Source organism: Moritella viscosa, assembly GCF_900120065.1.
Classification (GTDB): Bacteria; Pseudomonadota; Gammaproteobacteria; order Enterobacterales; family Moritellaceae; genus Moritella; species Moritella viscosa.
In genome coordinates this window covers 25,072-37,515 of sequence record NZ_FPLG01000020.1, presented here as the reverse complement: position 1 = coordinate 37,515, position 12,444 = coordinate 25,072, and the positions used below count along the sequence as shown (strand labels likewise).

Here is a 12,444-nt window from a genome sequence, read left to right as displayed (position 1 = left end):
TATCACATTTAAATTGAAATAATAAATATAAAAGGATTACGAGATGTGGTTATTGGCTGTTTTATGCACTAAAATATGCGGCTAAAAATGATATATTAGTTATATTGAATTGATAATAGCTACATTATCAATGTTATATGTGGCTGGTGTATATTGAAAAAATACTGACTTTAACTAACCAATAAAATGGAAAAATAAATAGTATAAAGCCACCAAGAACAGGTGGCGAAATAGATAATTACCGAGCTATAACGACGAAATGTGGCCAGTATTAGGGAGTATTCCCAGACTCAACAGAGTCGGGAATAATTTCATCAATACAACATTCATCTTGTAAAAAACCAATCACAGATTGTAATTTTTCATATTCTGCCACACAGTATAAAGTGCGTCCTTCACGGCGCTGCGAAAGTAATCCTGCTGACGCTAAACTAGAGATGTGATGTGATAATGTCGATCCTGGGATTGATAGTTGCGCTTGTAATCCACCGACAGCAATACCTTGATAACCTGCGCGAATGATACTTTTAAAAATAGCTAATCGTGTTGGGTGCCCAAGTTCTTTCAGTGCTTTCGCAATAATATCAATATCCATGTTTATATCTCCACGTAACCTTCTAATAACATATATTTCGATATTAGCAGAAACATATTCACAGCGCCAATAGATACCGTATAACAACAGACAAGTTAATTAGGGCAATTATTGATATTTGTATTATCAGTTGCTCTAAGAGCTAGTTTTATACTGATCTCTTGCTTTAATTCATCAAGCCATTCATAGCGTTTACGATACATTGCACGTTTACTACGTTTAATATCTTCCGGTAATTTTCTCACTTCAAGCAAGTCGAGTTGATACACATTTTTGTTGTATCGAACCGCACCTAACGACTCCCAATGTTTGTTATAATTTGTTTTAATTTTATCATTATTACTATTATAACGTTTTGAACTGTACATATGCGCTTCGTTAGTCACAAGTTGAAGCAACTTTACATCCCAAACATTAGCTATAATAGTCAGTATTTTAACCATTAGATCTTTAGGTCTCTGACCAAAATGCTGCTTAGTAAAATATTTGATTTTATCGTTAATTTCAGGCGTACTTTTCGGACCTTGAATACCACCAACCGTAATAGTTCGACCAACAGTAGGATCATCATAAACGCTAAAAGTGATAGAATAAAAAAGATTACCATTCGGCTCCCATAACTTCATGCACAAATCACCTTCTTTATGATTTGGTGCATAATAGCTAAGCGTCACACGATATTCTTCATCCCCAACAATAAATTTGGATACTTCAATTCCCTTCTCTGTATCGTAAATAGCAAGTCCAGTATTTACAGGTAAACATTGGCTAATAAAACGATAATGCCCAATAACTAATTTAGTGCGAGTCGAAATACCATTACCAAGATGAAGATAAGGACGAAATATTTTCCCCAAAAAACGTACATCTTGCTTTAATAATAACTCGAGATAATGGCTATCAATACCCTGTTGAAACTGACGGAAATACGGATAATAAATCCTTGCCCGCAATACAAATTTAGAACGATAGCTTTTCGGTTTCTTTTTCACATTAGACAACTGATTTTCGCTCAAATCTGGGTAGGCTAGCCAACTTAACTCTCGGATACTTTTGCTATGCATTCTTGATACCTTAATTATGGACACTACTCATAAAATATTTCAGCCCCATCACACCAACTACGGTTTTTAGTTTCGCGATAAAATTTAATTACAATATAAATTAGGCACACGACGCAGAGGAAGAAATGACTTTACTATTCTGAATTAGTGGTCATATATATACCCAGAATACCTAATAGTAAATGAAAATACTGTAAGCGTATGTCAATACGCTTACAGTCTCAAAGGCATTTGCAGTGAAAATACTAAGGTAATATCCTGAACTGGTTAACTCAAATCCATTGCATAGGGTTTAAGTAATACCATTGGCACTATGTCTAATGCGCGTATATGGGTTCTTTTCAAATAAACTCTCGGCGCCATATTATCTTCTAACGCCTGTAACCAACGCTCGGCACACAAACACCAACGGTCGCCAGCCCGTAATCCTTTAAAATCCGAACCTGGTACAGGTGTTGATAAATCATTACCTTTAAAACGAGAATATTCTAAAAATTCGGCCGAAGCTTCAATGCATACCGTATGTGAACCAACATCTTGACTGCAGGTATTGCAGGCACCATCACGATAAAAACCAGTGACAGGCTTTTCACCACACAATTCTAATTGTTCACCAAATACATTGACTGAATCATACATTTCCATTCCGAACGCCTTTTATGATTAGAGTTAGGTTTAAAGTTAAAGCCTAAAATAATAACACTAGCACTTATTATTTTAGCCGTCTATTGCGCTAATCCGATGATCTAATAACGCTTCTATAAGCAATCGCGTATAATGGGCTTTTAATGCGTTATCACGTATAGATATCATTCACTGCATAGGAAGATCATGGAACTCATTTATAACGGCCCTGTTGATGGCCCATTATTTGTATTCGCTCACGGTGCTGGCGCGCCTGCCACTTCTGACTTTATGGAAGCAATAACCAAAGGATTAGCCTTACACGGTATTCGCGTTGCTCGTTTCAACTTTCCTTATATGCAACAACGCGTTGATAACGGTACTCGCCGACCACCAGAGCGCGCACCTAAATTAATAGCCCAGTACCAACAGCTTATAGCCAGCATTGACCAACCTATGGTTATCGGTGGTAAATCTATGGGTGGGCGCATGGCAAGTTTAGTCGCATCCGATCCGACGACAGATGCATTTACCGTAAATTCGAAAGTCAAAGGCATCGCTTGTTTAGGTTTTCCTTTTCACCCAGCGAATAAACCTGAGTCACTACGTACCGAGCATTTTCCATTAATCCAGCAACCAGTGTTTATAACCCAAGGTGAGCGAGACAAGCTAGGCACAAAAGAAGAAGTGGCGAGTTATGGCTTACCAAATAATATTGAGTGGTTATGGTTAGAAGATGGCGATCATGACTTAAAACCAAGAATTAAAAGTGGTTTTACTCATCAAGCACACCTGCAGAAAACCATTGATGGTATGGCAAGGTTTATTAAAAAAGTATTAGCGCAAATGCCTTAATATTCTTAAGTTGTTAATCAGGAATTACAGCGCAGGTATCATATTTGACCCTGTTCATTGATATTTGCGTTTTAAAATTCTTCATATTCGGCTCGCTGTACAAGTGACGTTGGCAAAAGTTCTCATATTGCTGCATATTTTCGACCGCCACCAATAATACAAAATCAATTTCGCCAGTAACTTGATAACACTCTCTGACTTCGGGAGCGGTACGGATATTTTTAATAAAACCATCATTCAGGTCTAATCTATCTCGCTCCATCTCCACATTCACAATCATATGCAAACATACACCGAGTTTATCTTGGTCTAGTAATACAACTTGGCTGGCAATAATGCCTTCGCTTTTTAATTTCTTCACTCGTTTAAAACAAGCCGGTGGTGATAGACCAATCAGAGACGCTAATTGTAAATTACTCACGGAAGCATCTTGCTGTAACTGCCGTAAAATGGCTTTATCAATACGATCGAGAAACATAATTAACTAAATTCCAGTAAATAAGAAATATATACCAATATTTGTACCTGATTATTAAAATTATTTCTAGCGGCTTGAATATAATACACTGCATAAAACACTTATTCATTTCGCAACCATGGAAACGGTCACATGCTAACAACCTTAAAATCATTATTGCTCGATGTCTGGCGTGTGTATCTAACATTGCTCAAAGTCATGATTCCTGCGCTTATTATCGTCAAGGTACTCGATTTGATTGGTGGTACTCAATGGTTAGGTAAACTACTCGCGCCGTTGATGAGTTTGGTTGGCTTGCCAGAAGAAATGGGCTTAGTATGGGCAACCGCAATGCTCACCAATATTTATACAGGCATGGCGGTGTTTTTTGATTTCGCTGGCGACAGTTCACTCACCGTCGCCCAAGTATCAGTCCTTGGTATTATGATGCTACTGGCACATGCATTACCTATTGAAGGTGCGGTCGCTAAATTATCGGGAATATCTTGGCGCGTAACCCTACCACTCCGTATTGGCGGTGGCTTTATACTAGGTATGCTCACCAATCAAGTTTATCTATTAGGTAACTGGCAGCAACAACCTGCGGTCATCGTTTGGCAACCCACCCCTGCATCCTCCAGTATACCAGATTGGGCGATTGCCCAATTAACCATGCTCGCCTCTATTTTTTTTATTATTGCTGCACTGATGATATTACTACGCTTATTAAAATGGTGTGGTATTGAAAAACTAATTCAGACCTTGTTATCACCCTTTTTGAAAGTACTAACGATAGGTAAAGAGACCACTAATGTCTGTGTGATTGGCTTAGTATTAGGCTTGAGTTTTGGTGCCGGATTATTAATTGATGAAGCGCGTACAGGCAAGATCAGTAAGCGTGATATATTTTTGGCAGTCTGCTTTTTAGGATTAACTCACAGCATTATTGAAGATACCATTTTGATCTTATTATTAGGTGCCGATCTGATATCTATTTTATGGGGACGCTTGCTGTTTGGTTTTATTGTCATTGCTATTTTAGCACGTTTTATCGAGCAGGAATCACCGTCCTGCTCGTTCACTAAAACCAGATAAAAAGACTTCTAATGCATTTATTCAATACACGTTAACTTATTATTACGCTTAGATAAGCCTTTGAATGACGCCATCATGTTCGCTTCTTTCACGAATTGTTTTGGTGGCGTAATAATCTGCAGGCGATAGTCACCTGTCGCTTGCTCTGTGAGGTTAGACTCAGTATTAACATCAACTGGGGTAACAATAACTACTTTTAATTCAGGTGCGCGTGCAAGAATACTCGCAGCTGTTCCCAGACCATTCTCGGTATGGAATTTACCCGCGATGTGCATCACTTGCTTATTCGGATTACGCGCCAAATAGTTAACAATACTCTCTGCCATGGTTTCATCCCACGTCACTTGTGAGGCAAACTTGTTCTCATTTTGACTTTCATCACCATGGTGCATCGACGCCATAAAATGGGTTTTGTACGGCGAATCTTGAATATTGATACTTTCTGCTAGCCATAAACGCTCATCCGTAGGTAATTTATCAACATAATTGATGCCTTCTTTGGCGATACAACGAATAATATTTTTAGGTGCATTTGCCGCGATAATATCAATTTTATTGGTCTTTGCTAATTCCACTAACGGGCGATAATCACTGGTATAATTTGGCCATGCATTACCTTGTTTTATTAATGTGTTCTCCCCTATTTCCCCCGCTAAATAAGCATTAACAATTGCTTGTTTATCACGAGTAAATTGCTCCATCGACAAAGTTACATTGTCATTATCCGCAATCATGCTTTGTAATAATTCAGTTTGAAAACGATGAATACCAGTATGATTATGCCATTCACCCACCAGCACAACATCAGCATCTTGAATTTCAGCAACAAAGCGTTTCAAGTTAATATCCTGGCCAGAAGGAGACTGTAAGCCATAATCAAAATAAGTCGTCACCCCAGATGAAAGATTGGTCTCATCCACCTTTTTCAAGGATGGTGAAATTGCACAACCCGCAAGTGCGGAAATAAGCACTACACTCATAAAACTGCGTTTATAATTTTTAAATACACGTGCTGATGGAGAGCATAACTGAGGAAAAATAAGCATATAACACCCTAATAATAATGATCACCAATGGTAATGCATCTCATTTGCAATAACAAGTAACATATTATATTGCTCTTTAAATCGTCAACAAATACGAGCCTCTATATCATCTTATGCTTCACTGCTAAACGAATTCACTTCATCATCCGTTAAATAACGCCACAGCCCTACTTCAACATCCAACTGTATGGAGCCAATTTTTTCACGGTGTAAACTAACCACCCTATTACCCACCGCCGAAAACATGCGTTTTACTTGATGAAATTTGCCTTCGGTAATAGTCAGTAATACTTCTTTCGGTGATACAACCTTTAAGATTGCCGGACGCGTTAATTGCAGCTCACCTTGTAATAGTACGCCATGGGCAAACTTAACCGTAACATCATCGCTAATTGGACGAGATAAGCCAACACGATAGACCTTTTGACAATGCTTTGCTGGGGTGATGATATTAAATGACCAACGCCCATCATCAGTAACCAATACTAGCCCCGTCGTATCAGCATCTAAGCGCCCTGCAACATGTAATTCTGATGCATTAGCGACATCGATATAATTAAATAATGACGGATAAACTTCATCTATATTAGAGCAAATAGTATCAGCTGGTTTATGCATGAGGATATAACGGGATGCTCTTGCTATCAGTGTCTTACCATTTAAACTGATATGATTGTTTTCATGCACCTGCGTTGCCACATCACAAACGACTGCGTTATTAACCGCAACACAACCACCACTTATCATAGCGGTAGCTGCAGCTCGGTTTAATTCAGTACTTTTACAAACAAATTTATCAAGACGCATTAAACGAGATTCTATATCAGATAAAGAGCGTTATTATCCTTATTCAACAGTAATAATCAACGCGATTTTAAGTATCAATAGATAATATCTTGGCGCTAAAACAAGTAAGTAAAGCATGTATTTGTTAACAGTATGAATAATCAAATTAGTGTAAACAGTCACAATTCGTACGAAGTAACATTACACCACAATGATTCTGGTACAACTCGATATAATTGAATACTCCTTACTTTATTATTCTGCTCTTCATTGCGCAAATACGAGTTGAGGCATACGCTTAAATCACCTCTTAAGAGGTCTATAATGCGGTTAATAAAATACTCAATTTATATTTAAATCAGCGTGTAAATTCATCATTAAAAGGAATTTAATATGTCGGCATATCAAGTACAAAACCAATGGGGTGGTACTTCAGCACCTTGGCAGCAAGGTTCAACATGGGTTCTAGGTGGTCGTGACAATCAGGTTGTAGTTAGCATCGACATCGAATCTAATGATAACGGTGAAACGTTTACCGGTGTAATCAATTACAAGAACGAAGGTCCTATTGATTTTAGAGCCACAGCTGAATACGGTAATGCTTATCGTGCCCAAGTACGATGGGGTGGCGCTTCAGGTGATTGGCATGAAGATGGCGTCTGGGTCATTGGCGGCCGAGATAACCAAAAATGCATCAAGCTTAACGTAGACGCGAATAACAATACCGGAGATCTTGCTGGTGCTATGGTTTATAACGGAGAAGGTCCTATTGGCTTTAAAGGCAATTTAACCTCCGCTTATACGGTTAAAAACCAATGGGGTGGTAATTCAGCGCCTTGGCACGAAGGTGGCACTTGGGTATTAAGCAGCCGTGATAATCAAAATGTTGTCTCTATGGATATCAGCTCTTCCGATAATGGAAAAACATTCGAAGGCAGGATGGTGTACGAAGGTGAAGGTGCTATTGGATTTAAAGCTACACACATAATTGGCAATACGTTTGAAGTATACAATCAATGGGGTGGCACTTCAGCCCCTTGGCATCGTGGTGGTGACATGATCATCGGAGGCAGAAATAATCAGCTCGTAATTCAGTTAAAATTCACATCAAACAATGAAGGAAAACAATTAGTTGGTGAAATGACTTATAGTGGAGAGGGTGCAATTGGTTTTAAAGCCGAAATAGAGTTTAGCCCTGTACTTGTGACAGAGTAAAAATAATGAGTCAGCTTGCCCTCTCACATGCGCAGGAGGGCAAGTTATATTCACCACAACAAGATTGTTACATTTAGCTTGCAGCGCTAAACACACGGTTTGAAACAAATGGTGTGTTTTTAAGTTTAGGGAACTGCTTGGCAATCGCTAAAACAGCTAAATCAACGAATGGTTCTACAATGATAACTGTCATGTATGCTAATCCAAAAGAAGAGATCGATGCGATATTTTCAACGCCAAAACCTTGTCCATAGAACGCCCAAAAGCCAACCCAAGCAACGATACCACCTTGGTAAGCAGTAGACAGTTTAAACGCTTGTGAATAAGACAGGTCTTTATACGCAGTTTTAGGATCAATGATCTTTTTAGCCAGATAAGACATCGCAACTAACGGCATAATTAACGTCGTTACATTCATGCCAAACTGAGGTAAGTCAAACGGTGCGAAAAATACCCCCTGAATTAATAACCCCATGATTAAACCAATCGCCGCAGGCGCAAGTCCAAAAACAAGTAACAGCGTCGACCCCATAATTAGATGTACTTCCGATACTCCAACAGCCTCGTGTGGCAGCACTTCAAAAGAGAGAAATACACAAATAATAGCGAGTAGTGATTTAAATAATAAAGACGTCATCCCTTGGTCTTTAATGTGTTCCCATGTAAATTTAGTACTTAATCCAATCGCAGCACCAGCCGAAATATAAGACAGCCCAATTTTACTTGCGTCAACCATTCCAGGTTCAATATGCATAACTTTTCCTCGTAATTTAAAATAGCCCCAAGTTACTTAAAAATGCTTGGGTATGAAATACGAAAGAACTACGACAGAGGTCAAATATAACTAGAATATGAAAAATATAACTAGAATATGTAGTTAATAACCGCTTGCCCAAGCCCTCCGCTTGTTCATGTTATTCTTAAATTCTTAAGGTCGGTCTCCGGACTTATGAATAATAAAACATTCAATTACCGTTGCGGGGGCAGCGTTGGATTTGCACCAACTTCCCTGCTAAATTTAAACAAAACTCAGCACCAGAAGAACAAGCGAGGAAGCTACACATTTTTTTCATTGCCGTCAATTTAAAGGCGAGAACATACAACACAGTCAAATCAGAATAACAATTCACTATAACGATAAAATTCAGAGCTATAATTTAACTTAAAGTTACTGTTTAGAATAAATAAAACAAAAAATGAAAATATAAAGCTCATTATAATAAGCATAAAAAATTAATTCAGTTAAAGATCCTTACAACACAGATTCTAATCGAGGATGTAAGTGCGTCTGCAATACTTGTAATACCAGTGATCTTAACCATAGCAACGCTGGATCACGATCATTACGTAAGTGCCAAGACATAGATAAGATATTTCCACTCGAAGATGTTAAGCAAGCACATGCACTCAGTGAATCACAACGCGTGCGCGGTAAGATCGTGTTACAAATTATCGATTAAGGCCTCACCAACAAGTGCATAAGACACAACATATAGCTGCTTAATACCGGGATAAATATCTTGGATCACACCTTTAAGCACTGCTAATGTCATGTTTTCTTGCTCAGCATGGAAATCAGATAACTCAGAAAATAAAATAGGTTCTACGGAGAGAATCGATAGCTGACAAAATTCACGTCCACTTTCTAACGTAGAAACCGTCACTATCGAACCCGGGACATAGTTACTTTCAGATGCATCACGAATGGTAATGGTTTTTTTACCGCTAAGAATGTCGGTTTCAAAGCGTTCAAAGAAGGTCATGGTGGTTGGTTGTGTCATACGGGCTTCTATTATAAAGATAAAGGATAGGCATTATATCCTATTTCCTATCCAGCACGACCCCATTAGAATAGTGTGATTGCTATCACCCTATTATCTACTATTGTTGACTCTTAGCTAAACCATTTTCTAAGTCAGCTAAAATATCATTTATATCTTCAATACCAACAGAAATTCTTACTAGCGAATTTGTAATACCAGCTGCGAGGCGATCACTTTCTTCCATGCCAGCATGAGTCATGGTTGCAGGATGAGAGATAAGACTTTCTACGCCACCTAATGACTGCGCTAACGTAAACAACTCTAGATTAGCAAATAATTTTTTCACTTCCGCTTCGCCACCTTTAACATCAAAACTTAACATTGCGCCAAAACCCGCCTGCTGCTTTTTAGCGATATCATGGCCAGGATGATCTTCAAAACCAGGAAAATACACGGTATCAATAGCATGGTTAGATTTTAAAAATTTCGCCACTTTCAAAGCATTTTCTTGGTGTTGCTTCATCCGAATAGGTAACGTTTTTAGGCCCCGTAACGCTAAAAAGCTATCAAAAGCACTACCTGTAATACCAATGCAGTTTGCCCACCAAGCTAGCTTTTCACCAAGGGCTTGCTCTTTAGTCACTAAAACACCACCAACCACATCACTGTGGCCATTAATGTATTTAGTCGTAGAATGAAAAACAATATCAGCACCGAGCCCTAACGGTTGTTGCAATGCAGGGGAAAGGAAAGTGTTATCTACCGCAACTAAGGCACCAACCTCGTGACACGCTTTAGTAACCACCTCAATATCAACTAAGCGTAGCAATGGGTTACTTGGGCTTTCAAGTAGCACTAATTTAGGTTTTTCAGCTAACGCTTTAGCCAATGCGACGTGGTCATTTTGATTAACAACAATTAATTTGAATTGACCACGTTTAGCTAAATGGGTAAATAAACGGAAACTACCGCCATAACAATCATGAGGAATAACCACTAGATCGTCAGTGGACAACAATTGACATAGAAGATGCACAGCTGACATACCGGTACTGGTAACAATGCCTACGCTACCTTGCTCTAAATCAGCAACGGCTTGTGCAAACGTTGCTCTCGTTGGGTTTCCCGTACGAGAGTAGTCAAACGAACGTTTATCATTAAAACCTTTTAATGAATAAGTGCTTGATAAATGAATGGGAGCAACGACAGCACCATGATGCTCATCGGTATTTATTCCTGCTCTCACTGCCGCTGTAGTGATATTTTTTATCTTGGCATTTGACATACTTTTCCCTCGTATTCGACAACAGTGGTCATAATTATACCCAACAACCACGAAGATGGCTAGACAGCTAAACCTCTAGACAGCCATAACACTAAGCCTTCTACATATTTTGGTCAAGATGTTTTTAACATAAGTGAAATAACCATCATTCACATCAGGTTTGAAATGTACTTTAGTGGGAACTCTTGAGAAGCACTGCTCACAATAAATAATAGGAGCAATTTTGCCCGCCACTCCGTAGTTGATAGAATGGCGAGTGTTTTACACTTATTTTAAGAAATTTTTAGCTCGTCGGCACTGAAAATAGCTTGTCGAACACTAAGTTATAGCCATAAGCGTAAAATAAATAGAACACTACCATATCAAGCACAAACGCATCCCATAAACTTAGGTCTAAAAACCACAACTAAAAGTTAGTTTCCATCTGATTTCCTGATACATATATAATATCGCAACTACTCCTTTAAGGAATTCTTACAAACTCTTACAAATTCTCTCTTAATGAAAAATGCCATCTTTAGTATAATTTTATTCATAAAGATATTTTATTGGTTAATACGACTATATATTTACATCAACTCAGCATATACACCGTTAACCACTCTCGATGATTTCGTTATAACAAAGCGATACCCATCGAATAAAAATATATTCTTAAACTTAAAATATAAATCATCCTATATGTGTTGGTTTTACTAGGAATAAAAAATCGATGTCTACAACTAACATCTTTGACTTCGCCGATCTGATTTACCCTAATGCAAAAGGGATAAGAAAAATACAAAAAAAAGGGCGATTCTATTTTTGGGCCGTAACAAACAGCAAAGCTGTCAATGCGATGGCGATTCTTTTTTCCCGTGAAAACTTAAAAGCAATATTAAAATCCACCCCCGAGATAATAGAAAAACCGCTAAAACCTTATCTTTGTGTTAATTGGTCAAGTACGGATCGTATTGAACACTTAACTCAGCATTACCAGTTTATTGATGATACTTTTGGAAAACACGCGAGTGCAGTTATTTCGGGTGAAGGTGTTACAATCTTAAAGTTCAAAAGCTTAAGCGAACAAACATATCGAATTCAGTTGCATAAAGGCACAAGTCGAGAAGGTGGAATCGGCATCCGTTTAGTTAACGATAAAAACCAAAGTATCTACGCTTTATCCTGTAATATTTCTGGCACACATACTAAAACAATGCATATTGGTATGTTGCAAGGTCCTCGTGATTTAGTAGAAGATCGCCATACGCTGATTAAAGAGTTAACCAAATCATTACATGGGTTACGCACTAAATCATTATTGGTTGAAATAGCATTAATGCTGTCCCGTATTTTAGGGATCAGTGAAGTAAAAGCGATTTCCAATAAAGGTCATATCTACCAAGCAATACGCTATATAGGCTCTAAACGAAACTCGGTAACCTTTGATTATGATGGTTTGTGGGAGGAGTTTGAAGCAAAAAAACTAGACCCATACATGTTTGGCTTGTCAGTGTTTACCCCACGAAAAGATCCACTGACATTGAAAAAAAATAAACGTAAAATGTACACTAAGCGATACCAATGGCTCGATGACACAGAAATAGAAATGACGAAAAATTTAGCGCCTTGGCTAGTGAATCCAATAACACAAGGCGATCAAGCTGCCTAAGTACATAA

At 38.2% G+C, this 12,444-nt stretch carries 15 protein-coding genes and 1 riboswitch; of the genes, 5 read left to right on the top strand and 10 right to left on the bottom strand.

Features of this window, described 5'->3' with window-relative positions:
- Window positions 1–271: 271 nt before the first annotated feature.
- The 3 genes from BT797_RS03395 to BT797_RS03385 form a co-directional block, all read right to left on the bottom strand.
- Complete coding sequence (locus tag BT797_RS03395; RefSeq protein WP_045109360.1) at window positions 272–595, bottom strand: ArsR/SmtB family transcription factor; 324 nt, start codon at window positions 593–595, stop codon at window positions 272–274.
- 95 nt (window positions 596–690) lie between these two features.
- Window positions 691–1,659 carry a VirK/YbjX family protein gene (locus BT797_RS03390; protein ID WP_075471069.1) on the bottom strand — a complete coding sequence of 323 codons (969 nt, stop codon included), beginning with the start codon at window positions 1,657–1,659 and terminating at the stop codon, window positions 691–693.
- 267 nt (window positions 1,660–1,926) lie between these two features.
- Complete coding sequence (locus BT797_RS03385) at window positions 1,927–2,304, bottom strand: DUF2237 family protein (RefSeq protein WP_075471068.1); 378 nt, start codon at window positions 2,302–2,304, stop codon at window positions 1,927–1,929.
- A gap of 186 nt (window positions 2,305–2,490) precedes the next feature.
- Between BT797_RS03385 and BT797_RS03380 the strand changes: the two genes are divergently transcribed.
- Window positions 2,491–3,138, top strand: a complete 648-nt coding sequence (locus BT797_RS03380) for an alpha/beta family hydrolase (protein WP_075471067.1) — start codon at window positions 2,491–2,493, stop codon at window positions 3,136–3,138.
- A gap of 13 nt (window positions 3,139–3,151) precedes the next feature.
- Here BT797_RS03380 and BT797_RS03375 read toward each other — a convergent pair whose 3' ends face one another.
- Window positions 3,152–3,616 (bottom strand): Lrp/AsnC family transcriptional regulator, encoded by a 465-nt coding sequence (locus BT797_RS03375; RefSeq protein WP_075471066.1) that lies wholly within the window; start codon window positions 3,614–3,616, stop codon window positions 3,152–3,154.
- Window positions 3,617–3,748: 132 nt separating this feature from the next.
- On the opposite strand from BT797_RS03375, the gene BT797_RS03370 reads away from it, so the two are divergent.
- Window positions 3,749–4,690, top strand: coding sequence for a hypothetical protein (locus tag BT797_RS03370; RefSeq protein ID WP_075471065.1), 942 nt, complete (start codon window positions 3,749–3,751; stop codon window positions 4,688–4,690).
- A 17-nt stretch (window positions 4,691–4,707) separates the two neighbouring features.
- Here BT797_RS03370 and BT797_RS03365 read toward each other — a convergent pair whose 3' ends face one another.
- Window positions 4,708–5,736, bottom strand: coding sequence for a ChaN family lipoprotein (locus tag BT797_RS03365; RefSeq protein WP_075471064.1), 1,029 nt, complete (start codon window positions 5,734–5,736; stop codon window positions 4,708–4,710).
- Between the two features lie 111 nt (window positions 5,737–5,847).
- A complete protein-coding gene (locus tag BT797_RS03360) occupies window positions 5,848–6,543 on the bottom strand; it encodes a pseudouridine synthase (protein ID WP_045109354.1) in 696 nt (231 codons plus the stop codon).
- A gap of 372 nt (window positions 6,544–6,915) precedes the next feature.
- On the opposite strand from BT797_RS03360, the gene BT797_RS03355 reads away from it, so the two are divergent.
- Complete coding sequence (locus tag BT797_RS03355; RefSeq protein WP_045109353.1) at window positions 6,916–7,737, top strand: lectin OAA family protein; 822 nt, start codon at window positions 6,916–6,918, stop codon at window positions 7,735–7,737.
- Window positions 7,738–7,810: 73 nt separating this feature from the next.
- On the opposite strand, the gene BT797_RS03350 is transcribed toward BT797_RS03355, so the two are convergent.
- Window positions 7,811–8,491, bottom strand: coding sequence for an energy-coupling factor ABC transporter permease (locus BT797_RS03350; RefSeq protein WP_045109352.1), 681 nt, complete (start codon window positions 8,489–8,491; stop codon window positions 7,811–7,813).
- Between the two features lie 161 nt (window positions 8,492–8,652).
- Window positions 8,653–8,792, bottom strand: a riboswitch (cobalamin riboswitch).
- 306 nt (window positions 8,793–9,098) lie between these two features.
- Between BT797_RS03350 and BT797_RS24680 the strand changes: the two genes are divergently transcribed.
- Window positions 9,099–9,197: a zinc-binding dehydrogenase gene (locus BT797_RS24680; RefSeq protein ID WP_075471091.1), complete on the top strand. Its 99-nt coding sequence runs from the start codon at window positions 9,099–9,101 to the stop codon at window positions 9,195–9,197.
- On the opposite strand, the gene yqfB is transcribed toward BT797_RS24680, so the two are convergent.
- The 3 genes from yqfB to BT797_RS24500 all read right to left on the bottom strand — a co-directional run bounded on the left by yqfB (window position 9,180) and on the right by BT797_RS24500 (window position 11,191).
- The gene (gene yqfB / locus BT797_RS03340) at window positions 9,180–9,518 is read right to left on the bottom strand and encodes a N(4)-acetylcytidine aminohydrolase (protein WP_045109351.1); all 339 of its coding nucleotides are present in this window, start codon (window positions 9,516–9,518) and stop codon (window positions 9,180–9,182) included. The genes BT797_RS24680 and yqfB overlap by 18 nt on opposite strands.
- Before the next feature lie 100 nt (window positions 9,519–9,618).
- Window positions 9,619–10,785: a cystathionine gamma-synthase gene (gene metB / locus BT797_RS03335; RefSeq protein WP_045109350.1), complete on the bottom strand. Its 1,167-nt coding sequence runs from the start codon at window positions 10,783–10,785 to the stop codon at window positions 9,619–9,621.
- 283 nt (window positions 10,786–11,068) lie between these two features.
- Window positions 11,069–11,191, bottom strand: coding sequence for a chlorhexidine efflux transporter (locus BT797_RS24500; protein WP_280173702.1), 123 nt, complete (start codon window positions 11,189–11,191; stop codon window positions 11,069–11,071).
- Between the two features lie 306 nt (window positions 11,192–11,497).
- Between BT797_RS24500 and BT797_RS03325 the strand changes: the two genes are divergently transcribed.
- Window positions 11,498–12,436 (top strand): VirK/YbjX family protein, encoded by a 939-nt coding sequence (locus BT797_RS03325; RefSeq protein WP_045109349.1) that lies wholly within the window; start codon window positions 11,498–11,500, stop codon window positions 12,434–12,436.
- Window positions 12,437–12,444 lie beyond the last annotated feature (8 nt).

Bases quoted from the DNA above. Each gene is read 5' to 3' on its own strand.
- BT797_RS03395 (WP_045109360.1), bottom strand. From the start codon at position 595: ATGGATATTGATATTATTGCGAAAGCACTGAAAGAACTTGGGCACCCA.
- BT797_RS03390 (WP_075471069.1), bottom strand. From the start codon at position 1,659: ATGCATAGCAAAAGTATCCGAGAGTTAAGTTGGCTAGCCTACCCAGAT.
- BT797_RS03385 (WP_075471068.1), bottom strand. From the start codon at position 2,304: ATGGAAATGTATGATTCAGTCAATGTATTTGGTGAACAATTAGAATTG.
- BT797_RS03380 (WP_075471067.1), top strand. From the start codon at position 2,491: ATGGAACTCATTTATAACGGCCCTGTTGATGGCCCATTATTTGTATTC.
- BT797_RS03375 (WP_075471066.1), bottom strand. From the start codon at position 3,616: ATGTTTCTCGATCGTATTGATAAAGCCATTTTACGGCAGTTACAGCAA.
- BT797_RS03370 (WP_075471065.1), top strand. From the start codon at position 3,749: ATGCTAACAACCTTAAAATCATTATTGCTCGATGTCTGGCGTGTGTAT.
- BT797_RS03365 (WP_075471064.1), bottom strand. From the start codon at position 5,736: ATGCTTATTTTTCCTCAGTTATGCTCTCCATCAGCACGTGTATTTAAA.
- BT797_RS03360 (WP_045109354.1), bottom strand. From the start codon at position 6,543: ATGCGTCTTGATAAATTTGTTTGTAAAAGTACTGAATTAAACCGAGCT.
- BT797_RS03355 (WP_045109353.1), top strand. From the start codon at position 6,916: ATGTCGGCATATCAAGTACAAAACCAATGGGGTGGTACTTCAGCACCT.
- BT797_RS03350 (WP_045109352.1), bottom strand. From the start codon at position 8,491: ATGCATATTGAACCTGGAATGGTTGACGCAAGTAAAATTGGGCTGTCT.
- yqfB (WP_045109351.1), bottom strand. From the start codon at position 9,518: ATGACACAACCAACCACCATGACCTTCTTTGAACGCTTTGAAACCGAC.
- metB (WP_045109350.1), bottom strand. From the start codon at position 10,785: ATGTCAAATGCCAAGATAAAAAATATCACTACAGCGGCAGTGAGAGCA.
- BT797_RS03325 (WP_045109349.1), top strand. From the start codon at position 11,498: ATGTCTACAACTAACATCTTTGACTTCGCCGATCTGATTTACCCTAAT.